Source organism: Nocardiopsis sp. FIRDI 009, assembly GCF_003386285.1.
GTDB lineage: Bacteria > Actinomycetota > Actinomycetes > Streptosporangiales > Streptosporangiaceae > Nocardiopsis.
This window is the reverse complement of record NZ_QPNC01000053.1, coordinates 1-24,914: the sequence shown is the minus strand read 5'-3', so window position 1 is coordinate 24,914 and position 24,914 is coordinate 1. Positions and strand designations below refer to the sequence as shown.

General features: G+C 73.0%; 25 protein-coding genes and 1 pseudogene. 18 read left to right on the top strand and 8 right to left on the bottom strand.

Annotation, left to right across the window (positions count from 1 at the left end; genetic code table 11):
- Positions 1-60 precede the first annotated feature (60 nt).
- The 8 genes from DVR05_RS26285 to DVR05_RS26250 all read left to right on the top strand — a co-directional run bounded on the left by DVR05_RS26285 (position 61) and on the right by DVR05_RS26250 (position 7,409).
- Positions 61-1,113, top strand: a complete 1,053-nt coding sequence (locus DVR05_RS26285) for a sugar ABC transporter substrate-binding protein (protein WP_116248598.1) — start codon at positions 61-63, stop codon at positions 1,111-1,113.
- A 72-nt stretch (positions 1,114-1,185) separates the two neighbouring features.
- Positions 1,186-2,217 (top strand): ABC transporter permease, encoded by a 1,032-nt coding sequence (locus DVR05_RS26280; RefSeq protein ID WP_232832354.1) that lies wholly within the window; start codon positions 1,186-1,188, stop codon positions 2,215-2,217.
- The gene (locus DVR05_RS26275; RefSeq protein WP_116248597.1) at positions 2,214-3,080 is read left to right on the top strand and encodes an ATP-binding cassette domain-containing protein; all 867 of its coding nucleotides are present in this window, start codon (positions 2,214-2,216) and stop codon (positions 3,078-3,080) included. Before DVR05_RS26280 ends, DVR05_RS26275 begins: the two co-directional genes overlap by 4 nt.
- Positions 3,077-4,036 (top strand): carbohydrate kinase, encoded by a 960-nt coding sequence (locus DVR05_RS26270; RefSeq protein WP_116248596.1) that lies wholly within the window; start codon positions 3,077-3,079, stop codon positions 4,034-4,036. The genes DVR05_RS26275 and DVR05_RS26270 overlap by 4 nt, the downstream gene beginning before the upstream one ends.
- A 162-nt stretch (positions 4,037-4,198) precedes the next feature.
- Complete coding sequence (panD, locus tag DVR05_RS26265) at positions 4,199-4,603, top strand: aspartate 1-decarboxylase (protein WP_116248595.1); 405 nt, start codon at positions 4,199-4,201, stop codon at positions 4,601-4,603.
- Positions 4,604-4,782: 179 nt separating this feature from the next.
- Positions 4,783-5,022: a hypothetical protein gene (locus DVR05_RS26260; protein WP_116248594.1), complete on the top strand. Its 240-nt coding sequence runs from the start codon at positions 4,783-4,785 to the stop codon at positions 5,020-5,022.
- Positions 5,023-5,156: 134 nt separating this feature from the next.
- A complete protein-coding gene (locus DVR05_RS26255) occupies positions 5,157-6,368 on the top strand; it encodes an MFS transporter (protein ID WP_369974588.1) in 1,212 nt (403 codons plus the stop codon).
- A 144-nt stretch (positions 6,369-6,512) separates the two neighbouring features.
- Positions 6,513-7,409: a DUF4352 domain-containing protein gene (locus DVR05_RS26250; RefSeq protein ID WP_116248592.1), complete on the top strand. Its 897-nt coding sequence runs from the start codon at positions 6,513-6,515 to the stop codon at positions 7,407-7,409.
- A gap of 28 nt (positions 7,410-7,437) precedes the next feature.
- Here DVR05_RS26250 and DVR05_RS26245 read toward each other — a convergent pair whose 3' ends face one another.
- Both DVR05_RS26245 and DVR05_RS26865 read right to left on the bottom strand, forming a co-directional pair.
- Positions 7,438-8,298: a (2Fe-2S)-binding protein gene (locus tag DVR05_RS26245; protein ID WP_116248591.1), complete on the bottom strand. Its 861-nt coding sequence runs from the start codon at positions 8,296-8,298 to the stop codon at positions 7,438-7,440.
- A gap of 257 nt (positions 8,299-8,555) precedes the next feature.
- Positions 8,556-8,729, bottom strand: a complete 174-nt coding sequence (locus DVR05_RS26865; RefSeq protein ID WP_157982567.1) for a hypothetical protein — start codon at positions 8,727-8,729, stop codon at positions 8,556-8,558.
- A gap of 86 nt (positions 8,730-8,815) precedes the next feature.
- On the opposite strand from DVR05_RS26865, the pseudogene DVR05_RS28060 reads away from it, so the two are divergent.
- Positions 8,816-8,995, top strand: a pseudogene (locus DVR05_RS28060) (TetR/AcrR family transcriptional regulator); the annotation flags it as partial.
- 187 nt (positions 8,996-9,182) lie between these two features.
- Entirely contained in the window at positions 9,183-9,488 is a 306-nt protein-coding gene (locus DVR05_RS28055) for a hypothetical protein (RefSeq protein WP_369974587.1), read from the top strand.
- Here the strand turns inward: DVR05_RS28055 and DVR05_RS26235 are convergent.
- From DVR05_RS26235 to DVR05_RS26225, 3 genes are all read right to left on the bottom strand, one after another.
- On the bottom strand, positions 9,485-10,687 hold the full coding sequence (locus tag DVR05_RS26235) for a JmjC domain-containing protein (protein WP_116248590.1): 1,203 nt from the start codon (positions 10,685-10,687) through the stop codon (positions 9,485-9,487). The genes DVR05_RS28055 and DVR05_RS26235 overlap by 4 nt on opposite strands.
- A gap of 241 nt (positions 10,688-10,928) precedes the next feature.
- Entirely contained in the window at positions 10,929-13,040 is a 2,112-nt protein-coding gene (locus DVR05_RS26230; protein ID WP_116248589.1) for a prolyl oligopeptidase family serine peptidase, read from the bottom strand.
- Between the two features lie 253 nt (positions 13,041-13,293).
- Entirely contained in the window at positions 13,294-14,511 is a 1,218-nt protein-coding gene (locus DVR05_RS26225; RefSeq protein ID WP_116248588.1) for an ABC transporter ATP-binding protein, read from the bottom strand.
- A 597-nt stretch (positions 14,512-15,108) separates the two neighbouring features.
- Between DVR05_RS26225 and lnt the strand changes: the two genes are divergently transcribed.
- From lnt to DVR05_RS26210, 3 genes are all read left to right on the top strand, one after another.
- The gene (gene lnt / locus DVR05_RS26220) at positions 15,109-16,788 is read left to right on the top strand and encodes an apolipoprotein N-acyltransferase (protein WP_232832352.1); all 1,680 of its coding nucleotides are present in this window, start codon (positions 15,109-15,111) and stop codon (positions 16,786-16,788) included.
- Between the two features lie 88 nt (positions 16,789-16,876).
- Positions 16,877-17,452 carry an FxsA family protein gene (locus DVR05_RS26215; protein WP_116248586.1) on the top strand — a complete coding sequence of 192 codons (576 nt, stop codon included), beginning with the start codon at positions 16,877-16,879 and terminating at the stop codon, positions 17,450-17,452.
- Positions 17,453-17,461: 9 nt separating this feature from the next.
- The gene (locus DVR05_RS26210) at positions 17,462-18,106 is read left to right on the top strand and encodes a class I SAM-dependent methyltransferase (protein WP_116248585.1); all 645 of its coding nucleotides are present in this window, start codon (positions 17,462-17,464) and stop codon (positions 18,104-18,106) included.
- 38 nt (positions 18,107-18,144) lie between these two features.
- Here the strand turns inward: DVR05_RS26210 and DVR05_RS26205 are convergent, their stop codons facing one another.
- Positions 18,145-18,627 (bottom strand): nucleoside deaminase, encoded by a 483-nt coding sequence (locus DVR05_RS26205; RefSeq protein ID WP_232832351.1) that lies wholly within the window; start codon positions 18,625-18,627, stop codon positions 18,145-18,147.
- 171 nt (positions 18,628-18,798) lie between these two features.
- Positions 18,799-21,345, bottom strand: a complete 2,547-nt coding sequence (locus DVR05_RS26200; protein ID WP_116248584.1) for an HAD-IC family P-type ATPase — start codon at positions 21,343-21,345, stop codon at positions 18,799-18,801.
- Between the two features lie 245 nt (positions 21,346-21,590).
- Here DVR05_RS26200 and DVR05_RS26195 point away from each other — a divergent pair, with 245 nt between their 5' ends.
- From DVR05_RS26195 to DVR05_RS26185, 3 genes are all read left to right on the top strand, one after another.
- Positions 21,591-22,376: an NRDE family protein gene (locus tag DVR05_RS26195; protein WP_116248583.1), complete on the top strand. Its 786-nt coding sequence runs from the start codon at positions 21,591-21,593 to the stop codon at positions 22,374-22,376.
- Between the two features lie 233 nt (positions 22,377-22,609).
- Positions 22,610-23,002 (top strand): hypothetical protein, encoded by a 393-nt coding sequence (locus DVR05_RS26190; protein WP_116248582.1) that lies wholly within the window; start codon positions 22,610-22,612, stop codon positions 23,000-23,002.
- Positions 23,003-23,192: 190 nt separating this feature from the next.
- On the top strand, positions 23,193-23,381 hold the full coding sequence (locus DVR05_RS26185) for a hypothetical protein (RefSeq protein ID WP_116248581.1): 189 nt from the start codon (positions 23,193-23,195) through the stop codon (positions 23,379-23,381).
- 23 nt (positions 23,382-23,404) lie between these two features.
- Here the strand turns inward: DVR05_RS26185 and DVR05_RS26180 are convergent, their stop codons facing one another.
- Positions 23,405-23,797: a hypothetical protein gene (locus DVR05_RS26180; RefSeq protein WP_232832350.1), complete on the bottom strand. Its 393-nt coding sequence runs from the start codon at positions 23,795-23,797 to the stop codon at positions 23,405-23,407.
- Positions 23,798-23,895: 98 nt separating this feature from the next.
- Between DVR05_RS26180 and DVR05_RS26175 the strand changes: the two genes are divergently transcribed.
- Together DVR05_RS26175 and DVR05_RS26170 are read left to right on the top strand one after the other, a co-directional pair.
- Positions 23,896-24,687 (top strand): helix-turn-helix transcriptional regulator, encoded by a 792-nt coding sequence (locus tag DVR05_RS26175; RefSeq protein ID WP_116248580.1) that lies wholly within the window; start codon positions 23,896-23,898, stop codon positions 24,685-24,687.
- On the top strand, positions 24,684-24,857 hold the full coding sequence (locus tag DVR05_RS26170; protein ID WP_116248579.1) for a DUF397 domain-containing protein: 174 nt from the start codon (positions 24,684-24,686) through the stop codon (positions 24,855-24,857). The genes DVR05_RS26175 and DVR05_RS26170 overlap by 4 nt, the downstream gene beginning before the upstream one ends.
- Positions 24,858-24,914: the final 57 nt, after the last annotated feature.

The window sequence follows — 24,914 nt, the reverse complement described above, 5'->3', positions numbered from 1 at the left end:
CGTGGCAGCGCACCGATCCCCCGCCTCGCGTCCGGCGTGGCCGCGCAGAAGGAGAAACCCATGACGAACGCACCGTGGACACGTCGGGTCCTGGCCCTCACCGCGGGACTGGGGCTGGTGGCCCCGCTGGCCGCCTGTTCCGGCGGTGGCGGGGGCGGTGACGACACGGTCCTGGTCGGGCTCGTCACCAAGACCGAGACCAACCCGTTCTTCGTCAAGATGCAGGAGGGCGCCGAGGCCGCCGCCGACGAGCACGGCGTGACCCTGCAGACCTTCTCCGGCGAGTACGACGGCGACAACGAGAGCCAGGTCCAGGCGGTCGAGAACCTCATGGCCGCGGGCGCCGACGGCATCCTCATCACGCCCAACGACTCCGAGGCGATCGTGCCGGTCCTGGACCGCGCCCGCGCCGCCGGGATCATGGTCATCGCGCTGGACACCCCCACCGAGCCCGCCGACGCGGTCGACGCCACCTTCGCCACCGACAACTTCCTCGCCGGGGAGCTCATCGGGCGGTGGGCGGCCCAGCGGTTCGAGGAGGAGGGCGAGGAGCCGCGTGTGGCCATGCTCGACCTCAACCCCAACCAGATCGCCGTGGACGTCGCCCGCGACCAGGGCTTCCTCCAGGGGCTGGGGGTCGACATCGCCGACCCGGGCCAGATCGGTGACGAGGACGACCCCCGGATCGTCGGCCACGAGGTCACCGAGGGCGCCGAGGAGGGCGGACGCACCGCGATGGAGAACCTCCTCCAGCGCGACCCCGACCTCAACCTCGTCTACACGATCAACGAGCCCGCCGCCGCCGGGGCCCACGAGGCGCTGCGCGCCGCGGGCCGCGCCGAGGACGTGACCATCGTGTCGGTCGACGGCGGCTGCCCGGGGGTGGACAACGTCGCCAGCGGTGTCATCGGCGCCACCTCCATGCAGTTCCCGCTGGACATGGCGGCCATGGGCGTCGAGGCGGTCGTCGGGTACGCCGAGTCCGGCCAGACGCCCGAGGCGTCCGAGGGCCTGGACTTCGTCAACACCGGCGTCGAGCTCATCACCGACGAGGAGGTCGAGGGTCTGGAGTCCCGGGACAGCGCCTGGGGCCGGGAGAACTGCTGGGGCTGAGCCGGTCGGAGACCGCCCGCCACGAGACCAAGGAAGAGCCGAACCACCGTGACCACCTCGAACACCCCTCGGGTGACCACAACCACCCCCGAACCGCCACCGCTGGGGCCGGAGGCCGACGTACGTCCCCAGAGCCTGACCGACCGGGTCCAGCACCTCCTGCACGCCCAGGCCACCCTCGGCCCGGCCGCGGTCCTGCTGCTCACCGTCCTGGCGTTCGCCCTGATCAGTCCCAACTTCCTCCAGCCCGCGAACCTGTCGCTGATCCTCCAGCAGACAGCCGTCATCGGCACGCTGGCGCTGGGGCAGACCCTGATCATCCTCACCGCGGGCATCGACCTGTCGGTGGGCTCGATCATGGTGCTGTGCTCCATCATCATGGGACGCCTCTCGGCCGACCTGGGGGTGCCCGCGCCGGTCGCCCTCCTGGTGGGCCTGGCCAGCGGCATGGCGTGCGGCCTGTTCAACGGCTTCCTCGTCACCAGGGTCAAGCTGCCGCCCTTCATCGTCACCCTGGGCTCGCTCAACATCTTCTTCGCGCTGAACCTGTGGATCTCCCGCAGCGAGACGATCCGCGGCGCGGACATGGGGGACCTGCTGCTGTGGACCGGTCGCGTGGTCACCATCGGCGGCACCCGGGTCACCTACGGCTCCATCCTCATGCTGGTGATCGTCGCGGTGCTGGCCTACGCGCTGCACCGCACCCAGTGGGGGCGGCACGTGTACGCCACCGGTGACGACCGGGAGGCCGCGCGCCTGGCGGGCATCCGCGTCAACCGGGTGCTGCTGAGCGTCTACGCGGTCGCGGGACTGGTGTACGCGGTGGGCGCGTGGATGCTCATCGGCCGGATCGCCTCGGCCAGTCCGCAGGCGGGCGTGATGGACAACCTCGACAGCATCACCGCCGTGGTCCTGGGCGGCACCAGCCTCTTCGGCGGGCGGGGCATGATCATCGGAACCGTCATGGGCGCGCTCATCGTGGGCGTGTGCCGCAACGGTCTGTCCCTGGCGGGGGTGGACGTGCTGTGGCAGAACTTCGCCGTCGGCGTCCTGGTGATCCTCGCCGTCTCCCTCGACCAGTGGATCAGAAAGGTTCGACGATGACCCAGCCGACCCCGCGGACCGACCCCGCCGAACCGGCGGAGGAGACGGTGCCCGACCCTTCCACCACGCGACCGGTTCTCCAGGCGCGCGGCCTGGTCAAGCGCTACGGCGGGGTGACCGCCCTGGCCGGGGCCGACCTGGAGCTCTACCCCGGGGAGATCCTCGCCGTCATCGGCGACAACGGCGCGGGCAAGTCCAGTCTGATCAAGGTCCTGTCGGGGGCGATCGTCCCCGACGAGGGGGAGATCCTGGTGGACGGGGCGCCCGTGCGGCTGCCCACCCCGATCGCCGCCCGGGAGGCGGGGATCGAGACCGTGCACCAGAGCCTGGCGGTCGCACCGTCCCTGGACATCGCCACCAACCTCTTCCTGGGGCGGGAGCTGCGCCGCCCGGGGGTGCTCGGGTCGGTGTTGCGGATGCTGGACCGGGCGCGGATGCGGGCCGAGGCCGCCCGGCACCTGGACGACCTGGGCATCATGACCATCCAGAACCCCAACCAGGCGGTGGAGACGCTCTCGGGCGGCCAGCGCCAGGCGGTCGCGGTGGCCCGTGCGGCGGCCTTCGGCAACAGGGTCGTGATCATGGACGAGCCGACCGCCGCGCTGGGCGTACGCGAGTCCCGGGCGGTCCTCGACCTCATCCTCCGGGTGCGCGACAAGGGTCTGCCGGTGATCCTCATCAGCCACAACATGCCGCACGTGTTCGAGATCGCCGACCGGGTGCACGTCCAGCGGCTCGGCCGTCGGATCGCCGTGCTGGACCCCTCCGGCTGCGCGATGTCCGACGCGGTCGCGGTGATGACCGGTGCGCTGGACCCGGCCGAGCTGCCCGAGGGCGCCCTGGCCGGGCGGGCCGCCCGATGATCCTCGTGTGCGGTGAGGCCCTCGTCGATCTGGTTCCCCAGACCGGCGGCGACCTGTGGCGGGCGGTGCCCGGCGGCGGTCCGGCCAACGCCGCGGTCGCCCTGACCCGGCTGGGGGAGGAGGCCGCCCTGGTGTGCCGCCTGTCCGGTGACGTGTTCGGTCAGAGGATCCGGGACCACCTGGTCGAACGCGGGGTGGACCTGGGGTTGGCCGTGGCCGCGCGCGAGCCCGCCACGGTGGCCGTGGTGGGCCTGGACGCCGACGGGGCCGCGGAGTACTCCTTCTACCTGGAGGGGACCGCCGACTGGCAGTGGAACGCAAAGGAGCTGCCCGAACCGTCCGGGGGCGTCCGGGCGATCCACACCGGTTCCCTGGCCGCCGCGCTGGAGCCGGGGGCGGGGGTGCTGCGGGAGTGGGCGCGGTCCCACCGGGGCCGGGTGGCGGTCTTCCACGACGTCAACGCCCGCCCCGCGGTGGGCCTGGACCGGGCCGCGTTCGCCGAGGGCGCGGGACGGTGGATGGACGCGGCCCACGTGGTGAAGGTGAGCGATGAGGACCTGGCGTGGCTGGAGCCGGGGCGCGACCCGGTCACGGTCGCCGAGCGGCTGGTCGTCCGGCACGAACTCGACCTGCTGCTGCTCACCCGGGGCGGCGACGGGGCGGTGGCGCTGTCGGCGCACTGGGGCGACCGCGTGGCGGTGCCGGGGGCGCGGGTGCGGGTCCGGGACACCGTGGGCGCGGGCGACACCTTCGGCGCGGCCGTGCTCGCCCGCCTGTCCGACCTGGGGTACCTGGACCGTCCGGGCAAGCTCGCCGCGCTGGACCCGGGCACGGCGGCGGAGGTGTTGGGGTTCGCGGCCGCCGCCGCGGCGCTGGCCTGCACGACCGAGGGCGCCGATCCTCCCGACCGGGCCGGGGTGGAGCGGTTCCTGCGCGGAACAAGCGAGTATCGGTGAGTGTTGCGTGCGTAGTGGGACCCCCGTGGTCACAGAGACCTTCGGGTGAGGCCATCATGGGGGGAGCACGGGACCCGTCCAGGGGTCGTGCGGTGGACTCGGTCCGCCGCGTCCGCCCTGGGGGCCTGTAGTCCGCGACACACCCGAAGCGAGGATTGAGCAGTGCTGCGCACCCTCATCAACGGCAAGATCCACCGAGCCACCGTGACCCAGGCCGACCTGCACTACGTCGGTTCGGTGACGATCGACGCCGACCTGATGGACGCCGCCGACATCGTCGACGGCGAGCAGGTCCACATCGTCGACATCGACAACGGCAACCGACTCGTCACCTACGCGATCACCGGTGAGCGCGGCAGCGGCGTGATCGGCATCAACGGTGCCGCGGCGCGGCTGGTCAGCCCGGGCGACCTGGTCATCATCATCTCCTACGCCCAGGTCACCGAGGCCGAGCGGGCCGAGCACGTCCAGCACATCGTGCACGTGGACCGCGACAACCGGATCGTGGCGCTGGGCAACGACCCGGCCGAGCCGGTCCCCGGGAGCGAGCTGGTCTCCGGGCGCTGACGTCCTCCCACCGGGCCGGAGCCCGGTGACCGCACACCCGCCGCCGGACGCGCACGCGTCCGGCGGCGGAGTGCGTTCGGTTCGGCCGCCTTCCCCGTCCGACCCCGTCCGACGCCGCGCGGGGTGGCCGGTTCCGGCCTGCTCGGTGCCGTCCCGGGGCGGGTACGTCCAGCGACGGCATGGACGGTGCGGACGAGGAACGGCGGAGGGTCGCCGAGTACATCGAGTGGCAGAAGCAGGGGGCGTGGACGGTCCTGTGGGGTGTCTACACCCGTTGTTTCTGGGCGTACGCGTGCTGGCCGGTGGTGCCCGAGGAGGGGCTCGTGATCAGCGCGCGCGATCCGCACACGCTGTACGCGCTGATGCGCTCGGTGGAACGTGAGCACGGTTACCTGAGGTGGCGCTACGGCCGACGATGACAAAAGTCTACGATTCATCCGTTGTCGGGACGAATCGAAGGGCGGGCCTCGTGACCACGGAACACACGCTGAGCGGTCGGGGGCTCACGGAGGACCGACGCGTCCGCCTGCAACGCCGCACCGTTCTGGTGCTGATGCTCACCCAGGTCGTCGGCGGCGTCGGGATGGGCTCCATGCTGGCCGTGGGCGCGCTCATCGCCCGGGACCTGACCGGTTCGGACACCTGGTCGGGTGCGGCCACCACGATGATCACGCTGGGCGCGGCCGTGTTCGCCCTGCCCCTGGCCTCGATGGCCGCGCGGCGCGGACGCCGTCCCGGACTGGCGCTGGGGTGGGCCCTGGGCGGGGTCGGCAGTTCCGTGGTCGTCGCGGCCACCGTCCTGGGGTGGTTCGTCCCGTTCCTGGTCGGCATGGTGCTCATCGGCGCGGGGACCGCCACCAACCTCCAGGCCAGGCACGCCGCCGCCGACCTGGCCGACGAGGACAGCCGGGGCCGCGACCTGTCGATCGTGGTGTGGGCGACGACCGTCGGCGCCGTGCTGGGCCCCAACCTCGTCGGTGTCGGGGGGCGCGTGGCCGCCCTGGTCGGGCTGCCCGCGCTGCTCGGTCCGGTGCTGTTCACCACCGCCGGGTTCGTCCTCGGCGCGGTGCTGACCCTGACGCTGCTGCGCCCCGACCCGCTGTTGGCGAGCGCCGCGCGGGCGGAGGCCCCCGGCCCGTCCGCGGCGGTCCCGGCGCGGCGGAACCCGTTGGCGGGGCTGGCCGAGGTCACCGGTAACCCCCGGGCGCTGTTGGCGGTCGTCGGGATCATGGCCAGCCACACCGTCATGGTCGCGGTCATGACCATGACCCCCGTGCACATGTCCCACCACGGGGCCGCGCTGACGGTCGTCGGGCTGACCATCTCGCTGCACATCGCCGGGATGTACGCGTTCTCCCCGATCGTGGGCTGGCTCACCGACCGCCTCGGCCGGGTGCCCGTGCTGTTGGCCGGACAGGGTGTGCTCCTGGCGGCCGTGGCGGTCGCCGGTACCGCCGGAGACGACGAGGTGCGGGTGACGCTCGGCCTGGTGCTGCTCGGTCTGGGGTGGTCGTTCGGTCTGGTGTCCGGGTCGACGCTGCTGGCCGAGTCGGTGTCCGACGACGCGCGTCCGCGGGTGCAGGGCCTGAGCGACCTGCTCATGAACCTGGGTGGCGCGTCGGCGGGCGCGCTGTCGGGGGTCGTGCTCACCCAGGCCGGTTTCGGTGGCCTCAACCTGTTCGCCGCTCTGTTCACCCTCCCGGTCGTGCTGCTGGCGGTGCGCGTGCTCGTGGCCCGACGTGCCGAGCGCCTGCCCGGGGTCTGAGCGGCCACGCCGAAAACTCGGCCGGACCTTTACCGGAAACACGCTGGTAGCGCCCCGTGCGCGGGGGCCCGTGCGGTTACGGTGCAGTTCGGAAGACGTCTACCGGCCCCGGTGGGCGGACGCGGCTGGACGAGGGGTGTGCTCATGACCGACCGAGAGCCCGAGGAGGGACCGGAGGAGCGGCCGGGGCCCCACCCGGCCGAGGGCGGTGAGGACCCCTCCGGAGGGGAGCCGGAGGAACCCCGGGGTCGGTCGGAGGAGCCCGAGGAGCCAGGTCGGCCGCCCGGCGGGTTCCCGCCGGGGGAGCACCCCACCGGGGCGCCGCCGGAACCGGTCACCGGTGAGCCGTCGGAGGGTCCCAGCGGGCGGGCGCAGGCCGGGTTCGAGCACGCCGGATACGCCCCGGGGTACGGCGAGACAGACATGGCCGGAGCCGGGGTCGGCAGCTACCCCGGCGGTCCGCCGCCTCCGCCGCCCCCGCAGGGGCCGCCGTGGGGCGCGCCGCCGCCCGGAGGGTACGGTCCGCCGCCGCCCAAGCCCACGCCCTGGGGCAAGATCATCGGCATCGGTTGCGGCGTCCTGCTGCTCCTGCTGCTGCTCCTGGGCGGGTGTACCGCGCTGCTGCTGGTCGCGGCGGGGGGCGGCGGGACGTCCCCGGACGTGTCGGAGACGGTGGGGCCCGGGGACACGCCCACGGCGGAGGACGTGACCGAGGAGATCACCGCGCGGATGACCGACTTCGAGCCCAGTCCGCTCTACTCCGACGGGGAGTACACGAGTGTCGAGGTGACCATCACCAACGACGGTGAGGAGGAGATCGACATCAACCCGCTGTACTTCTCGATCGTGGACACCGAAGGTGTCGAACACGAGACCGGTGAGGCCATCGCCCTGGACGACAACGCGCTGGATGTGCAGAAGCTCGACCCGGGGGAGACCGTGAGCGGGACGATCACCGTGCGCGGTGCCGTGGACGTGGACCGGATCGTCTTCGACCCCTTCTACCACGGGCCGGTGGAGGTTCCGGTGGCCCGGGAGTGAGGCGGGCGAGTTGGGGCGAAAGGGCCGGTCAGGGCGCCAGTGCGGGGTCGCGCAGCCACTCGGACAGGTCCTCGCGGCGTTCGGCGTCGCACTTGAGCGGGCACGTGGTGCAGAACCCGTGTTCGGGGTCGCCCTTGTAGTCGAAGCAGCACGTCCCCCGGACCGCCCATGTGCCGCGCGGGTCCTGGGGGGCGAAGGGGAACAGGCGCGGGCGTCGGCGGGTGACCGCGCCCGCGGCGATCACGGCGTCGCCGAGCCGGGTGGCCAGCTCCCATGCCTGGCGGGCGTCGCGCCCGAGGTAGCGGGCCGGGTTGAGCATGTAGAAGTGCAGGGTGTCGACCACCCACCCCCACAGGGTGCGCAGACCCGCGCGCGAGTGGGCGTGCAGGGCGCTCAGCGGCGGGCCGAAGGTGGCCACGACCCCCTCGGCGGCCAGTCGCAGCTGTTCGTCCCGGTCCCGGGCCACGACCGTGTCCGCGCGCGCGGCGGCGGGGTCGTCGGGCAGGACGATCCACCGGGCGCCCACCACGGCCGGGGTGGCGAAGCGCGACCCGGCCGTGTCCCAGGGCAGGTACAGGGTCTGAGGGGTCAGCAGTGGTATCCGCCCGGTCAGGTACAGGGAGGCCGCGACGAGGAAGATCGGTTCGCGCAGGGTCACGCGGAGGAAGTTGGTGGCGGCCGGCAGGCGGTGGCCGGGGCCGTGCTCGGTGCGCAGCTTGTCGTGCAGGACGGGGAGCCAGCCCTCGTCGACCAGGCGGTCGGACCGGTGCCAGTGCGTGGTGCCGGGGAGGCCCGGCGCCGGGAGGCTGGTGGTGGCGAGGTCGGGCAGTGGCGCGAACCTCAGTGGTGCACACGCCTCACGCAGCGCCTCGAGCGGATCTGGAGTCACCGCTGGAACCTGCCCTTCGTCGCATGGAGCCGTCACGTCCGGGGGTGGTCGCAGTTCCCTCCGGGGACGGGATGCGCCTCTTAAGTGAGGCTACCCTAATGCGCGGCGCGCGGGCAACGGTCGGTGCGGGTGTCGTCGCGCACCACGGAGTGGTGAACGCGCAGGTCCGAGCGGGTGTGTCCGGTTCTGTCGGGGGTCAGCGCGCGGCGGTGCGGGGCGAGCACGCCGACGAGCGGGAGGCCGATCGCGACGCAGACTCAGCCGCTCCACCGGTGGGCCGCCGGGTGGCGGCGGCGCGCCCACGACCGCACCTGGACGATCACCGGGAGCATGAGCACGGCCCCGGCGAGGATGGGCGTGACCAGCGGCGGGGAGGGCCAGGCGGGGTCCTCCCGGGGGCGCGTGGGGAACTCCGCGGGATCGTGCGCCATAAAACTGTGTATTAAATACATTTAATAGTGTGGGGCATACACATATTGAGGATGGTGTCGAGCACACGGACGACGACTGGCGGGGCATGAGCGAGCGACGGCCGGAATCCGGTATGGCACGGGAGATCGAGCTCCTGTGGGGGTTGCGCGAACCCGGCAGGCGCGGCCCCAGACCCAAGCTCAACCGGGAGGCGGTCGTCCGGGCGGCCGTGGCCGTCGCCGGCGCCGAGGGGCTGGAGGGCGTCTCCATGCAGCGGGTGGCCCGGGAACTCGGCTACACCACCATGTCCCTGTACCGCCACGTGGACAGCAGGGAGGACCTGCTCGTCCTCATGACCGACGCGGTCATGGCCCAGTCCCCGCCCGTGCCCCGTGCGGACGGGGACTGGCGGGCCGGGATCAGGGCGTGGGCGTCCGGGTGCCGGGAGATGTACCTCCGACACCCAGATGCTCATGACGGTCTCGGGGGCGGTCCGCGACACCTGCCGCGTCGAACTCGACATGCGGCGGGCGGCCGAGGAGGCGGGCAGCACCCTCGCCGAGCGCGAACGCGCCCACGCGCTCAGCCTGCGCCGGGTGGTCACACCGGAGCGCTTCCCCACCATCGCGGCGATGCTGGACGACGGGGCCATGGCGTCCTCCGGCAGGGGGGAGGAGGCCGCGCCCGCCGACGACATGTCCTTCTCCCCGGAGCGCATCCTGGACGGCGTCGAGACCTACGTCCAGAGCCAGCGGCGGCCCGAGGCGAGCACCCGCTAACGCACGACCACCAGGTGGTGCCGGGTCAGCGCGGAGACGACCCGGGCGGCCTCGGCGGTGTCCACGCCCGCCCGCCCGGCCAGGGCGGACACCGTCAGCTCCCGGTGCTCGGCCAACGCCGCCAGCACCGGTTCGACGGAGCCCGGGAGGCGGTAGCGGCGGCCGGACACCGTGATCGCCACCCGGTCCCCCTCACGGGTCAGCGGCGGCGGCAGGATCGGCACGAACTCCACGCGCGCCTCGGGCCCGGGGACCTCGTCCCCGACCGGCCAGGGCAGCGAGAACGACGTGCGCCGGGGAAAACGGGCGTCCCGCCCGGCCAGGAAGGCGTCCAGGTCGTCCGCCTCGGCCAGCTCCACCAACCGGGCGACCAGCTCGTGCTGGTGCTTGCGCCGGGCGTCGGGGTCGGCGAACCGGGGCAGGTCCCGCCGGAACAGCTCCTCGTCGACCAGCCGCCGCACCAGCGCCTCGGCCCAGTCCACCCCCGTGGCACGGGTGAAGCCGAAGGTCAGGTGCATACTCACCCCGCCGGTGCCGGTGACCGTGTGCCACCAACCGCGGGGCACGTGGATCACCTCGCCGGGGGAGAGCACACCCTCCCACACCACGCGGAGTCCGCCGTCGGCGTCACGCGGCGGCGTGTGGGAATGGTCGGTGTCGTTCTTCATGGGATGGGGGCGCGACCCGGGGCCGTGCACCACCCAGTGCTTGACGCCCTCCACCTGGACGATCACCGTGTCGTGGTCGTCCCAGTGGGTGTCGAAGCCGCGCGACCCACCCCAGATCAGGTACAGGTTGGCCTGCACCTTCTCCCGCACCAGGCGCATGAGGTCGTCCGCGGCGGCGGCGACGGGCGGGTGCATCCGGTCGACGCCGTCCAACACCAGGCTCGCCCCAGCGCGCAGTTCGGTGTAGAGCGACTCGGGGCGCACCACCCGGCGCGCTGAGCGGGAGGCGCTCGCCCGGTCGGTGTAACGGTCGACCGGAACCGGGGAGCCGTCCCGGTGCAGGCGCAGGCGCGGTGGTTCGGGCGCGCACGTGGCCAGCAGGTGGTTGAGGTCGTCGAAGGTCAGCAGGCGGCGCACGGCGTCCGCGCCCAGGTCGGCGTGGACGAACTCCTCCGACAGGTGGGACGTGAGGCCCGCCGGACCCACGTTCTCTGACAGGGCACGCGTGAACAGGCGTCCGGGGTCGGTCACCGGGGTCCTACCTTCTTTCGTGAGGGCCCGCCCGGCCCCGCCGGACAGGCGCGGGACCGGGCGGGACGGGGTCAGATGAAGTCGGAGCTGGAGTCGGTACCGTCGCTGTCGCCACCCGCGGTGATGTCGCGGGAGGTCACCTCCGCCAGGTCCTCGACCTCAACCTCGATCGGATCCATCTCGCACCTCGCTTTCCGTGTGCCGTTGTCCACTTTCTTCCGTGCGGGGGCCGTGCCGGGCCTCAGGGCGCGGCCAGCCCCGTCTCGTGGGCCGCGAACGCGTGCGCGTCGGCGGCCAGCCCCACCGCCCGGCTGACCGCGCGCGGGCCGTGCCCCACGCCGCGCTCGTACCGGAGCAGGACCGCGGGTCGCCCCCCGTCCGGCGCCGCCGCGCGCAGCGCCGCGCACATCTTGCGCGGGTGGGCGGCGTCGGTGCGGGTGTCACCGTGGAAGCCGGTGAGCAGGACGCGGGGGAAGGGTCGGTCGGGCGTGCGGGCCGCGCTGTCCAGGGCCCGGTGGTAGGGGGAGTAGGACATCAGGGCGGCGAAGTCGTCGGGGTCGGCGACGCTGCCGAACTCGCGTGTCCACATCCGACCGAGCCCCAGGCGCTCGAACCGCGCCATGTCCGCCAGCGGCGCGGAGGCGATGACCGCCGAACACAGGTCCGGGCGGGACACGGCGGCGGCCAGGACGAGCAGGCCGCCCGCGGAACCCCCCGACAGGCAGAGCTGGTCGCGGGTGCACAGACCCCGTGCCACGAGGGTGTCGGCCGCCGCGACCAGGTCGGCGACCGCGCGCGGCTTGTCGCGGCCCGAACCGCGCAGGTGCCAGTCGCGTCCGGCGTCGCCGCCCCCGCGCACGTGCGCCACGGCGTAGCGCCCGCCCGACAGCAGCCAGGCCAGGACGGTCGCGCTGAACCCGAACTGCCGGGGGCGGCCGAACCCGCCGTAGGCGTGCAGGATGGTCGGGCCGGGGCCGGGCTCGCGCGCTCCGCCCGGGCCGGTGAAGACGGTGACCGGGACCCGGGTGCCGTCCGGTGAGTGGCACCACAGCACGGTGCGGGTGATCGCCGGTGGCGGCGGGACGGCGGCGGCCCGGTCCGGCCAGGGGCGGGGCCGCCGCTGGCCGGGGGCGAGTCGCAGCACCCTGTGCTGGGTGGCGACGTCGGCGTAGCCCAGGTGGACGGAGCCGTCCGGTGCGGGCTCGGGGTTCGAGACCATGCCCTGGCCGGGCAGGTCGACGGTGCCCGTGCACCTGCCGGAGCGGGCGTCGTGCAGGGTCACCTCGCTGATCCCCAGCCGGGTGCGCACCACCAGCAGCGCCGGTCCGTCCGGGCCCGCGTAGGGGGTGAAGGCGTCCAGGGTCGCGTCGGCGTCCTCCGGAACGACCTCGCGCCAGTGCCCCACGCCGGGTTCCTCCGGGGCGACCGCGCACAGGCGGCGGCGCGGCGCGGCGAGCGTGGTGCGCAGGTAGAGCAGACCGTCCGGCCCCAGGCGTGCCTCGGTCTCGGCCTCGGGGCCGACCTGGACCGGGCGCGGGGCGATGCCGTGCCGGTCGGGGTCCCGGTGGGCGGGGTGCGCGGTCAGGTCGGCGAGCCACAGGTCGGTGCGGTGGCCGGTGCCGTGGCTCTCGGTGACCAGCAGCCACCGTTCGCCCAGCACGCGCACGCCCGGGACGGTCGCGGGCGCGGTGCATGCGTGCACCAGTGCCTCCGCTCCGTCGGCGACGCGGCGCAGCCACACGCCGCGCACGCCCCGGGCGCCGTCGCGGCGGACGTAGAGGAAGGAGGCGGGCCCGTCCCCGGGGATCCACGCCACGTGGGAGTAGCGCACCCCGGAAACGGGAGGGCCGACCGCGGCGCCGGTGCGGGCGTCCACGACGCGCAGTCCGCCGCGTTCCACGCCGCCGGTGGAGGTCTGGACGGCGACCAGGCGCCCGTCGGGGCTGGGTTCCCAGGCGTCGAGGGTGGTGCGCCCGGTGGGGTCCTCGGCGGCGGGGTCCAGGACCGTGCGCGCGGGGCCGTCGCCGTGCTCGGGCAGGGCGACCAGGCGGGGGTGTTCGGCGTCCGGGTCGCGCACGGTGGTGAAGAGCACACCGGGCCGGTGCCGGGGCGGCGTCCACAGCTCGGTGCGCACCAGGGCGCGGATGCGGTCGGCCAGGGGGGCGCGCAGCGGCCACGTCGCGGCCTCGCGTTCGTACTCCCGGGACCGCTCCGCCAGCCAGCGCTCGGTCGCGGGCGAGTCGGGGTCTTCCAGCCAGCGGTAGGGGTCGGGTACGGGGCGGCCGTGGAGGGTGTCCACGACCGGCGGGGGGTCGTGTGCGGGGGCGACTCCGGGGGCTCGGTTACGCACCATCACATCGTTGGTTCGCCCCCACAGGCCGGTCAAGGAAGACCTGTCTGACCGGTGGGCACGCGAGTGTGGCCCAACGGTCAGGTTTGGCGCGACGGTGAGGGCCGCGCCGGAGGCGTCGGTCGAGGGTGCACCGCCCGGGCCGCGGAGCGGCCCCTCGGGCGGTGACGGGCGGGCGGAGGACCGCGCCACAGCCGCCGGACGGGAGCGGCCCCCGACCGCGGTCGGGGGCCGCCGGGGCACCTACGCACGTGGCCTACGCGTGGTCGGGGTGGCCGATGGCCAGGCCGCTCTCGTGGTCGAAGAAGTGCAGCTGGCTGACGTCCACGGACAGGCTGATCTCGCTGCCGGACCGGACCTGGCTGCGGGGGCTGACCCGGGCGGTGAACTGGGTGCGGTTCTGGGACAGCGGCAGGGAGTCGCCGTCCTCCTCGCCGTCACCGGCGGCGTCCTTGGCCAGCGCGGTGGCGTCCTCGTGGCGGATCGGTGGGGAGTCGACGGAGAAGATGACGTTGATCTCGGTGCCCAGCTCCTCGGTGACGTCCGCCTTCACCTGGATGGTGGGGTCGCCGTTGCCGTCGAACTCGGCGTCGTTGAAGTCGGAGGGGCGGATGCCCAGGATGATCCGCTTGCCCAGGTACTCGCGCAGCGCCGGACGCGACTCCAGCAGGGCGGCGGAGACGGGGAGCTTGTGCTCGGCGAAGGTGAGCACGGCCCCCTCGCCCTCGGCGGTGAGTTCGGCGTCGACGAAGTTCATGGCGGGCGAGCCGATGAACCCGGCCACGAACAGGTTGACGGGGGCGTCGAACAGCCGCTTGGGGGTGTCGACCTGCTGGAGGCGGCCCTCGCGCAGGACGGCGACCCGGTCGCCGAGGGTCATCGCCTCGACCTGGTCGTGGGTGACGTAGACGGTGGTGACGCCGAGGCGCTCGTGGAGCTGGTTGAGGGAGGCGCGCATCTGGACGCGCAGCTTGGCGTCGAGGTTGGACAGCGGCTCGTCCATGAGGAAGGCGCGGGGCTCGCGCACGATCGCGCGGCCCATCGCCACGCGCTGGCGCTGACCGCCGGAGAGCATGCCCGGCTTGCGCTTGAGGTAGGGCTCCAGACCGAGCATCTCCGCCGCCTCCTTGACGCGGCGTGCGATCTCGGACTTGGAGACCTTGCGCAGCTTCAGACCGAAGGCGAGGTTCTGCTCGACGGTCATGTGGGGGTAGAGCGCGTAGTTCTGGAAGACCATCGCGATGTCGCGGTCCTTGGGCGGGCGGTCGTTGACGATCTCGTCACCGATCACCAGCGTGCCGTCGGAGATCTCCTCCAGACCCGCGATCATGCGCAGCGCGGTGGACTTGCCGCAGCCGGAGGGGCCGACGAGCACCATGAACTCGCCGTCCCGGATCCGCAGGTTGAGGTTGTCGACGGCCTTGACGCCGCCTCCGTAGATCTTGTCGACGCCCTCGAGGACGATCTCCGCCATGATTCAGCTCCCGCGCTGGGTCGTGTGGTGGGGGATCTCGCGGGAGACCCCGACACCCTGTGTTCTTTCGAAGTTGATCGAAGCAGGAAGATTTACTGATCACATGAGACACGATTCTGATCGAAATGTCCAGAGCTGGTTGTCAAACGATCAGATTGCGGTCAGTCACAAACCCGTCCGGTCCGGCTGGCGTGGCAGCCTCAGGTGCGTTAGCCTGTCCGACGGTTCATCACGTTCTCCCCACGCGGTCTCGGCGCGGTCCCCACGACACGGCAGCCGGGTTGAGGCATCGGGTTGGGGAGTCTGGGTAACCTAACGACCAGTCCAGCACTGGACGGACCGGTTGTGTGTCCCCCACTCGTCCGATCGGACGCTGCATCACGCGCCAGGTGCAGCCGGGGTCGGGTGAGGGGCGGATCGCCACAGCCGGGCGGGGGGTTGGACCCGGAAAAGGCCCGAACATCCAGTAGACAACGGTCTTCCGAGCTCGCCGCCGACGGGACGGAGCCGGTCCGAAGGGTGGCTCGGGCCTTTTCCGCGTCCCCCCATATGCTGACCACGAGCACTCCCGTCCCCAGCGGAAAGCGAGCAGCCGACGTGGTCGCCGAGAACACCGAGCAGGACACAGCCCCGGCGTCCGGCGGACCCGCGTCGCTGGCGGAGGCCCCCTGGGCGGCCCGCCCGCCGTCGGGCCGGTGGAGACGGGCCACGACGATCCCCGCGGGCCACCGCTGGGGACGCCGCGACCTGTTCTGGCGCCTGTGCGCCGCCGTGGGTTCCGGTCTGGCCCAACTCCTCGCCCTGCCCCCCTACGGCTGGTGGTGGCTGGGGCCGGTCAGCGCCGCGCTGTTCCTCCTCGCCGTCGCCGGGACCCGCCCGCGCCGTGCCGCCTGGCTGGGCCTGCTCGCCGCCGCGACGCTCATGGTGCCGCTGGTGAGCTGGCAGGACATCTTCGGCGTCGACGTGTGGTTGGTCATCGCCGCCGCCGAGTCCGTGTACTTCCTGCCGCTGGCGATGGGCCTCACCCTGGTGGCCAGGCTGCCCCTGTGGCCGGTGTGGACCTCCGCCCTGTGGGTGGCGCAGGAGGCGGTGCGCGCCCGCTGGCCGCTGGGCGGCTTCCCCTGGGGCAAGCTCGCCTTCGCCCAGCCCGACACCCCCTTCGTCGGCTACGCGGCCCTGGGCTCCTCCCCTCTGGTGACCTTCGCGGTCGCCCTCACCGGCGGACTGCTGCTGTGGAGCGCGCTGCGCGTCGCCGGGGCCGTGCGCGGCCCGGGCGCGGGCCGGGCCCGTGCGTTCGCGGCGGCCGCCGCGGGCCTGGCCGTGAGCGCGGCGATCGTCGCGGGAGGGACCCTGGCCCCGGCGGTCGGGCGGCCCGCCGAGGCCGGAACCGTCACCGTGGGCATGGTCCAGGGCAACGTGCCGGGCGTCGGTGAGATGTCGATCACCGGCGAGCGCATGCAGGTGCTGCGCAACCACGCCGAGGGCGTCCGCGACCTGGCCGACGCGGTCGAGGCCGGGGAGTACCCCCAGCCCGACATGGTGCTGCTGCCGGAGAACGCCACCGACATCGACCCCTACCGCGACCCGGAGGCCGAACGGCTCATCACCGAGGCGGGCGACGCCATCGGCGTCCCGATGCTGTGGGGGATGAGCCGGTTCAACGACGACGGCACCCGCTACGTCCAGAGCGTGGTGTGGGACCCCGAGACCGGACCGGGGGAGCGCTACGTCAAGCGCTACCTCGTGCCGTTCGGCGAGTACATCCCCTACCGCGACTTCTTCACGCGCTTCGTCGCCCGGCTCGAACAGGTCTCCTCCGACGCCGTCCCCGGAACCGATCCCGGAGCGCTCGACGTGGCGGGCACCATCCTGGCCGTGGGGATCTGCTTCGACGTGGCCTTCGACCGGCCGGTGCGCGAGGCCGTCGCCGAGGGCGGGCAGATCATCGTGATCCCCACCAACAACGCCAACTACAACTTCACCGGGCAGTCCAACCAGCAGCTGGCCATCACCCAGCTGCGCGCGGTCGAGCACGGGCGGTCCGCCGTGGTGGTCTCCACCAGCGGCATCAGCGCCGTGGTCAACCCCGACGGCACCACCTCCTACACCTCCCCCGAGGCCGAGCCGGACATCCACGTCGCCGAACTGACCGCAGCCGAGGGCACCACCGTCGCCACCAGGCTCGGCGCGGTCCCCGAGACGGCGCTGAGCGTCCTGGGGCTGGGCACGGTGGCCGCGGCCGTGATCGCGGGCCGACGCGCCCGGAACGGAGGGTGACCGGGCGCGTCCGGGGAACCCTGAGTGGTGCGGGCGCGTTCTCCCAGAGAGGGACGACCCGTGCGGGCCGACGATGGGATGGTGTTCGATGCCGCTGCTGACAGTGCTGGCGCTCATGGCGCTGCCGTTCCTGGAAGTGTGGCTGATGATCGCCGTCGGCGGATGGATCGGTGTGCCGTGGACACTGGCGGTACTGGTCTCGCTGCTGGTGCTGGGCGTGGCGGTGTTGCGCCGGGCGGGCACCAGGGCCTTCCGGGACGCCGACCAGGCCATGCGCTCGGGTGAGCCGCCGCGCGGGGGCCTGCTCGACCCGCTCATGGTCATGGCGGGCGGTGTCCTGCTCATCGTCCCCGGTTTCCTCACCGCCCTGCTCGGCCTGCTGATGGTCCTGCCCTTCACCCGGCCCGCGCTGCGCTGGGCCTTCGCCGGGTGGGCGCAGCGGCGGATGCGCCGGATGCGGGAGCGGATGGACCGCGAGTTCGCCGCCCAGGGGGTCAACGTGCCCGGCCAGGGCGGGACCGGCGGCCCGTTCGGCCGCGCTCCCGGCGGCTCCGCGGGTCCCGGCGGTGGCGCCGACCGGCCCGCTTCCGGGCGCGGCCGGGTCATCCAGGGGCACTTCGAGCCGGTCGACCCCGACGACTCCCGGGACCGGCCCGCCGACTAGGGTTCGGGCATGACCGAACCCCCCTTCCTCACCGCCACCCGCTCCGCCTACGACGCCCTCGCCGAGGACTACGCCGTCCGCTTCGGCCAGGAGCTGGCGGGCAAGCCGCTGGAGCGCGCGCTGCTCGCCCTGTTCGCCGAACTCGTGCGCGCCCGGGGCGGCCCCGTTCTGGACGTCGGCTGCGGCAGCGGCCAGGTCACGGCCCTCCTGCGCGACCTCGGCGTGGACGCGTCGGGGATCGACCTGTCCCCGGGGATGCTGGCGGTGGCCCGACGGGACCACCCGGACCTGGAGTTCCGCGAGGGGTCGATGACCGACCTGGACGTGCCGGACGCCTCCCTGGGCGGGATCGTGGCGATGTACTCGACCATCCACGTGCCCCTGGCCGAGCTTCCGGAGGTGTTCGCCGGGTTCCGCCGGGCGCTGGCGCCGGGCGGCGAGTGCCTGGTCGCGTTCCAGAGCGGTGAGGGGACCCTGCACCTCGACGAGGGGTTCGGGCACGAGATCTCGCTCGACTTCCACCGGCGCACCCCGGAGGCCGTCGCCGACCTGCTGGAGGACGCCGGGCTGGAGGTCCACGTCCGGACGTGGCGCGCCCGCGCCGAGGGGGAGCGCACCCCGCACGCCTTCCTGTTCGCGCGCCGACCGGTGTGAACCGGGCCCGACCGGGGGCGGGGGCCGACCGGCCCCGGTCAGCCCACGCCGTGGAAGCGCGCCTGGAGCCCCCGGACCTCCTCGGCCAGCTCCGGTACGGGGCCCTGGACCGCCACCCCGGGGACGACGTCGCGCACCGGCAGCGGGCGCACCGGCCCCGGAGGCACCCCCCACTCCGCCAGCCAGGCGGACAGCTGCGCGGAGGAACTCGCGTACACGATCCTGCCGAGCCCGGCCCACCCGTGCGCGGCGGAGCACATCGGGCAGTGCTCGCCGGAGGTGTACACGGTCGCGGCGGCGCGTTCGGAGACGGTCAGGAGCGTGGTCGACCACCGGGCGATCGCGAACTCCGGGTGCCGGGTCGCGTCCCCGGAGGCCACCCGGTTGTGGTCCGCCATGAGCACGGTCCCGTCCGCCGCGACCAGCAGGGAGCCGAACGGCTCGTCCCCGGCGGCCAGGGCCGCCTCCGCCAGCTCCACCGCGCGCCGCAGGTGCCGCAGGTCCGCGTCGTCCACCGTCACCGTTCCTCCTCCTCGGGCCGTCCGGGCCACGATACGGCCGCGGACCCGCCCGGGTCGCCCCGCGGACCCGCCCGGGTCGCCCCGCGGACCCGCCCGGGTCGCCCCGCGGACCCGCCCGGGTCGCCCCGCGGACCCGCCCGGGTCGCCCCGCGGCGCCGACCGGAGGGCCGCTCAGGGGGCCGCGGGGACCCGTTCCTCCTCCGGCTCCCCGGCCGTGGTCCGTGCCCGGGACCGCGCGTCGATCCGGTCGTCCACCACCCGGATGACCGTGATCACCGCGATCGCCACGCCCGCGACCGCCAGGCCGGTGAGCAGCTTGCCGGGGTCGCTCACGTCCAGGTCGAAGAACCACCGGCCGAGCGGGGTCACCAGGGCCAGGGTCAACAGCCCCACCATGGACGCCACCAGCACGACCTTCCACCACACATACGGCTTGGCCACCAGCAGCAGCACCCACAGGGTGGTCGCGCACAGGGTGATCACCACCGCCGTGCGGTCGGCCGGTTCGGGCACGGTCCGCCCGCCGAGCACCAGCAGGTAGGTCGTCACCGCCGCCAGACCGGCCACCAGGCCCGCCGGGAGCGCCAACCGGAGGGTGCGCGCCACGAACCCGGGCCGGGCGATGTCGGTGTTGGGCGCCAGCGCCAGGAAGAACGACGGGATGCCGAACGTGACCGCGTTGATCAGGGTCGCGTGCCGGGGGAAGAACGGGTAGGCCACCGCGAGCAGCCCCACGACCGTCGCGAGCGTCATGGTGTACACGGTCTTGGTCAGGAACAGCCCCGCCACCCGTTCGATGTTGCCGATCACCCGTCGGCCCTCGGCCACCACGCGCGGCAGCACCGCGAACCGGTCGTCCATGAGCACCAGCTGGGCGACCGACCGCGACGCCGGACTGCCCGAACCCATCGCCACGCCGATGTCGGCCTCCTTGAGCGCCAGGACGTCGTTGACCCCGTCCCCGGTCATCGCGACCGTGTGCCCGCGCTCGCGCAGCCCGCGCACCATGTCGCGCTTGCGCTCGGGGGTGACCCGACCGAACGCCGAACCCCGCGCCACCTCCTCGGCCATCCGGTCGGCCGCGTCCGGCAGGTCGCGGGCGTCCACGGGCCGGTCGGCCCCCGCCAGGTCCAGTTCGCGGCCGACGGCGCCCACCGACGCGGCGTGGTCGCCGGAGACGATCTTGACGGCCACGCCCTGCTCGGCGAAGTAGTCCAGGGTCGGCGCCGCGTCCGCGCGCACCCTTTGGTCGAGCACCACCAGTGCCGTCGGCCGCACCGGTCCGGGCGCGTCGTCGGCGTCGACCCGCCCCTGCGCGCGCGCCAGCAGCAGGACCCGGTGCCCCCGCGCGCCCAGCCGCGCCGCCTCGGCCGCCGCGGGGTCGTCGGGGGCGGTGAGCACGTCGGCGGCCCCCAGGACCCAGTGCTCCTCCCCGTCGGGGGTGCGCAGGCCGGCGCCGCTCCACTTGCGGGCCGAGGAGAAGGGCGCCAGGGCGGTCACCGGCCAGTCGGGCGCCGTCTGGCCGACGGCCTCGCACCCCCGCGCGATCGCGGCCATGCTCGGGTTGGGGTCGGGGTCGCTCGCCGCCAGCGCGGCCAGGATCCGGGTGGTGGCCCCCGTCCCGTCCCCGCCGCCCAGGTCGCGGATCCACGCCAGGCGCATCCCCGCCTCGGTGAGCGTGCCCGTCTTGTCGGTGCACACCACGTCCACCCGGGCCAGCCCCTCGATCGCGGGCAGCTCCTGGACCAGGCACCGGTGGCGGCCCAGCCGGATCACGCCCACGGCGAAAGCGATGCTGGTGAGCAGGATCAGGCCCTCGGGGATCATCGACACCAGCGCCGCCACCATGCCGCGCAGCGCGTCCGCCAGCGGCCCGGACAGCTGGCCGCCGGCGACCGGCTCCTCCAGCGTGACGTGCCCGCCCAGGAACAGCTGGCTGTACACCAGCAGGCCGCCGATCGGGAACAGCGCGTAGGTGATCCAGGTCAGGATGCGGTTGATCCCCGACCGCAGTTCCGACCGGACCAGGGAGAAGCGGCTGGCCTCCTCGGCCAACCGTGCCGCGTAGGCGTGCCGACCCACCTTCGTGGCCCGGAACCGCCCGTTCCCGGCCACCACGAAACTGCCGGACATCACCGTGTCGCCCGGCCGCTTGACCACCGGGTCGGCCTCCCCGGTCAGCAGCGACTCGTCGACCTCCAGTCCCGCCGCCCAGGTCACCGTGCCGTCGACCACGACCTGGTCGCCCGTGCCCACCTCCAGGACCTCGTCCAGGACGATCTCCTGGGTGGCGACGCGCACCGCGGCGCCCTCGCGGACCACGCGAGGCCGGGCGGCGTTGACGATCGCGAGCCGGTCCAGCGTGCGCTTGGCGCGCAGCTCCTGGACGATGCCGATGAGCGTGTTGATCACGATGACCATCGCGAACAGCCCGTCCTGGACGGGGCCGATGACCGCGATGATGGTGAAGAGCACCGCGATCATCGCGTTGATCCGGGTGAACACGTTGCCGCGGATGATCTGGCCGACGGTGCGGCTGGCGCGGACCGGCACGTCGTTGGTGCGCCCGGCGGCCACGCGTTCGGCGACCTGTTCCCGGCTCAGTCCGGGCTCGGCGGGCGGGATGACCGGACCACTCGGGTCGGGGGAGGCCAGGGCCGAGGCCGCGGCGGGTCGGAGGCCGGTGGTGTCCGCTCCGTCGTCGGGCTGGTCGGGCACGCGAAACTCCTGTCGGGAAGCGAGGGGCGGGGGCGTCGGTGGCCGTGTCGCGTCCGGTGGATCGGACGGGGTGGGACGCCTCACGTCTGGGAGGACCTCCAGACTAGAAGAACCGGGGCGCGGGTGCGTTGCGGCTGGCACCCGAACCCGCGGTGGGCTCACCACCACCCCGGGAACGATGTCCGGTGACGACGTGCGGTTGTATGAACGGGGACGTTGTCGAGGGACAAGTCGGGAAGGGCGCCATGTGCACCGTCATCGTCGGATTCGACCCCGGAGCGGACACGCCGCTGGTCGTCGCCGCGATCCGCGACGAGATGAGGGACCGCCCCTGGGACGGGCCCGGGCGCCACTGGCCCGACCACCCGGGGGTGGCGGGCGGACGCGACCGGTCGGCGGGCGGTACGTGGTTGGCGGTGGATCCGGCCCGAGCGCGCGTCGCGGCGCTGCTCAACGGGTGGCCGTGGGACGGGCGGATGCCCTGGGAGGGGGCCTATCCGGCCAGCCGGGGCGACCTGCCCCTGCACTCCCTGGCCACCGTCGAACGCGACCCCCTCGACGGGGTGGAGCTGTCCAGGTACGCGCCCTTCCACCTGTTGACGGCCGACGCCCGCGGGGCCGTGCTGCACAGCTGGGACGGCGCCCGGCTGGACGTCCGCCCGCTCCCGGTCGGGGTGCGGATCATCGTCAACACCGGGCTCGACCCGGCCGACCCGCGCGCGCTGCGCCACACCCCCGAGTTCGCGCGGACCCGGCCCGACCCGGCGCGCCTGGCCGAGGCGACCGGTGTGGACCAGATCTGGGGGCGGTGGCCGGAGCTGATCGCCGCCGCGGCCCACGACGCGCCGCGTTCGGCGGGCACCGACGAGACGGGTGACCCCTCCGGGCTGATCGCCCACGCCGACCTCGGCGGCGGCCGGGTCTGGGCCACCGGGTCGGTGACGCTGCTCGCGGCCGACGCGCGCACGGTGCGTTACGCCTTCACCGACGCTCCGGCCGATCCGGACGCCTGGCGGATGATCGACCTCTGAGCCGCGGCGTCGAGGCCAGGAACCGGGCGGCGGAGCGCGACGGGTCATCCGTGTCATCACGGATTGGCGGAGTCTGTGGGCGGCCGTCGCGATCGGGGTAGGAAAAAAGCTCCGAAACCGCGTCATAAGCGGTGCGCAGGACCGTGTTCTCGGTGAACGGGGTCCACGGGCGCGTCTGCGGCGCGTTTCGTCGGCCCCGATCGCGATCCAGACCCGTCCCGGAAGGACCACTGATGAACGCCAGCCCCGCTCACGAGCTTGCCCACGCCCCGACCGCGCGGACCCCGCACCACGACCCCGTCGAACTCGTGGGCCGGTGGACGCGTGTGCACGACGGCCGCGCCGACCGGGTGGGGGTCCTCCTACGCGCCACCCGGGCCGTCAGCGCCGGAACGCAGGGGTGGGAGTGGGCCCTGCGGACCCCGGACGGCGTCGTCACCGGTACCGGAGAGCTGAGCGCGGCCCCCCTCGACGCGCACGCGCCCGGGGAGGCCCGGTCGGCGCGGCGCAGACTGCGCGCGGCACGCGCCGACCTCGTCGAGTTCGCCGACCCCGGTGACCCCGCGCTGGGCGAGGCGGCCGAGGACCTGGACCTGCTGGAACTGGAGTTGGCCGCCCAGCCCTGAGAAGCGTGACCGGGTCGGCGCCCGTGCCCCGTCTCCCCCACGACGGCGGGGCGCGCCACCCCTGTGACACACACCGCGCCCCGTGTTTTCCCGACCGGTAAACTCTCTGCGTGACCAGAGCGTCTCTCTGGGAGACGGCACGAAGGTCGTCGCACGCGCCACCGGGCGCGGTCGGATTCGAGGGGCGGCCATGAGGAGCGGACACGGCGGGCGGTGGGAGAGCGCCGCGTACTGGTTGCTCTACGTGGTCTCGGTGAGCGGGGCCCTGTTGCACTGGCGGCTGGGCGGTGTGCTGCTGGCCGTCGCCTGCGCGGGTTCGGCGGTGCTGAGCGCCGTTCTGATCGCCCGGACCCGGCCGGGGCTGGCCTCCGACCCCTGAGGGCTGTTGGGGTCCTTGTCCTGCTACCGTCCCGTACCGCCTCGGCGGGGGAGCGGCGGGACGTGCCCCGCGCGGGTCTCGATCACCTGTTCCACCAGGACGTCCAGTCGGTCGCGCTGGACGTACTTCCAGGTCCCGTCGCGGTCCTGCCATCCCCGGGACCAGCCGTCCTTGAGGCCGACGGCGACGTTGCCCAGGTAGGAGGGGCCGACCAGGGCGCGTTCGACGTCCCACCCCCTCGTCCAGGGGAAGCGCCGCCATTCCAGGGTGAAGGCGATCCCCCGCCGGGTGAGGAAGGCGTCCCGGGCTTCGGTGAAGGGATCGGTTTTTCCCGGCGTCGTGAGTCGACTGCCCGGATTGGCGGGTATTTGCCCGTTTTCTGTGTTTCGGTGCTCGCCGCGTTCGGTGTCGTTCATGGTTCCAGGGTCCGGCCGAAAACCCGTGTTCCCCAGGAACTGGTGTGTATCTCTAAGGACATAGATCACAGAGCGACGATCGCGATAGCCTCAGCGACATGGTGCAACAGAATAGCGAACCTCAGGAACAGACGTTCGGCTCATACCTCCTCTTTGAGCGTAAACAGGCTGGTCTGACCCTGCGGGATCTCGCGAAGGTCTCGGGTCTGGCCGCGTCAACACTGTCCCGCTGGGAGAACGACAAAGTAGCTCCATCGCGTGCGGACGTGATCAAGGTTGACAGGGGGCTCAAGGCGGACGGCCGGATTCTCGCGCACTGGGAGCTCGCGACGTCGATCGGGTTCCCTCCGTGGATGAAGAACGTTTCGCGTCTGGAAGAGGCCGCGAAGCTCATCGAGCTGATCTCGCCCCACTTGATTCCCGGGTTGTTGCAGTCTCCGCGCTACGCGCGCGCGGTACTTCGAGAGGGGCTGCACCCAGGAACCCCCGAAGAGATCAGCCGACTGGTCGCGCTTCGTTGTGGCAGATACAAGCACTTGCGCAACCGGAACAACCCTCGTATCACCGCTGTTTTCCCGCTCACCGCCTTGACCTGTCTCCCTTGTTCCGTCCGGGGCGAACAGGTTGCACACCTTCTCTCCCTGGCCGGGAACGAAGAGGTGTCGATTCACCTGGTTCCGGAGGAAACCACCTTGTTAGGGGTGGTGTCCATGCTGATCATGTTCCACCTGGCCGACGGTGGTAAAGCGGCTGTGAGTGATCATGTGGACGGCGCTACGCTCTACGAAGACAAGCGGAGCTACGACCGGTTGCATGGACTGGTGAAACACGCGTTGGGCAGCGCCCTCCCTCCCACGCAATCGCTAAAGGTACTTAAAGGAATACAGTGAGTGATCGAACGTTTCACAAATCCTCCTACTCAACGTCGGGGAGTCACTGCGTAGAGGTGTCGGAAGGTCTAGACACCCTGGTCCGCGACACCCAGAACCGGGATAAGGGAACGTTGTCCTTCCCCGCCTCCGAGTGGTGCGCCCTGCTGGGAGCCTCCCGAGGGCCTTAGAGCTCATCTCATTTGGTGAGTCTGCGGTAACAGATCCGTATGCAGGCGATGCCAGCG

Coding starts and splice junctions, on each gene's coding strand:
- DVR05_RS26285 (WP_116248598.1), top strand. CDS start 61: ATGACGAACGCACCGTGGACACGTCGGGTCCTGGCCCTCACCGCGGGA.
- DVR05_RS26275 (WP_116248597.1), top strand. CDS start 2,214: ATGACCCAGCCGACCCCGCGGACCGACCCCGCCGAACCGGCGGAGGAG.
- DVR05_RS26270 (WP_116248596.1), top strand. CDS start 3,077: ATGATCCTCGTGTGCGGTGAGGCCCTCGTCGATCTGGTTCCCCAGACC.
- DVR05_RS26260 (WP_116248594.1), top strand. CDS start 4,783: ATGGACGGTGCGGACGAGGAACGGCGGAGGGTCGCCGAGTACATCGAG.
- DVR05_RS26255 (WP_369974588.1), top strand. CDS start 5,157: ATGCTCACCCAGGTCGTCGGCGGCGTCGGGATGGGCTCCATGCTGGCC.
- DVR05_RS26250 (WP_116248592.1), top strand. CDS start 6,513: ATGACCGACCGAGAGCCCGAGGAGGGACCGGAGGAGCGGCCGGGGCCC.
- DVR05_RS26865 (WP_157982567.1), bottom strand. CDS start 8,729: ATGGCGCACGATCCCGCGGAGTTCCCCACGCGCCCCCGGGAGGACCCC.
- DVR05_RS28055 (WP_369974587.1), top strand. CDS start 9,183: ATGACGGTCTCGGGGGCGGTCCGCGACACCTGCCGCGTCGAACTCGAC.
- DVR05_RS26230 (WP_116248589.1), bottom strand. CDS start 13,040: ATGGTGCGTAACCGAGCCCCCGGAGTCGCCCCCGCACACGACCCCCCG.
- DVR05_RS26225 (WP_116248588.1), bottom strand. CDS start 14,511: ATGGCGGAGATCGTCCTCGAGGGCGTCGACAAGATCTACGGAGGCGGC.
- DVR05_RS26215 (WP_116248586.1), top strand. CDS start 16,877: ATGCCGCTGCTGACAGTGCTGGCGCTCATGGCGCTGCCGTTCCTGGAA.
- DVR05_RS26210 (WP_116248585.1), top strand. CDS start 17,462: ATGACCGAACCCCCCTTCCTCACCGCCACCCGCTCCGCCTACGACGCC.
- DVR05_RS26195 (WP_116248583.1), top strand. CDS start 21,591: ATGTGCACCGTCATCGTCGGATTCGACCCCGGAGCGGACACGCCGCTG.
- DVR05_RS26190 (WP_116248582.1), top strand. CDS start 22,610: ATGAACGCCAGCCCCGCTCACGAGCTTGCCCACGCCCCGACCGCGCGG.
- DVR05_RS26185 (WP_116248581.1), top strand. CDS start 23,193: ATGAGGAGCGGACACGGCGGGCGGTGGGAGAGCGCCGCGTACTGGTTG.
- DVR05_RS26180 (WP_232832350.1), bottom strand. CDS start 23,797: ATGAACGACACCGAACGCGGCGAGCACCGAAACACAGAAAACGGGCAA.
- DVR05_RS26175 (WP_116248580.1), top strand. CDS start 23,896: ATGGTGCAACAGAATAGCGAACCTCAGGAACAGACGTTCGGCTCATAC.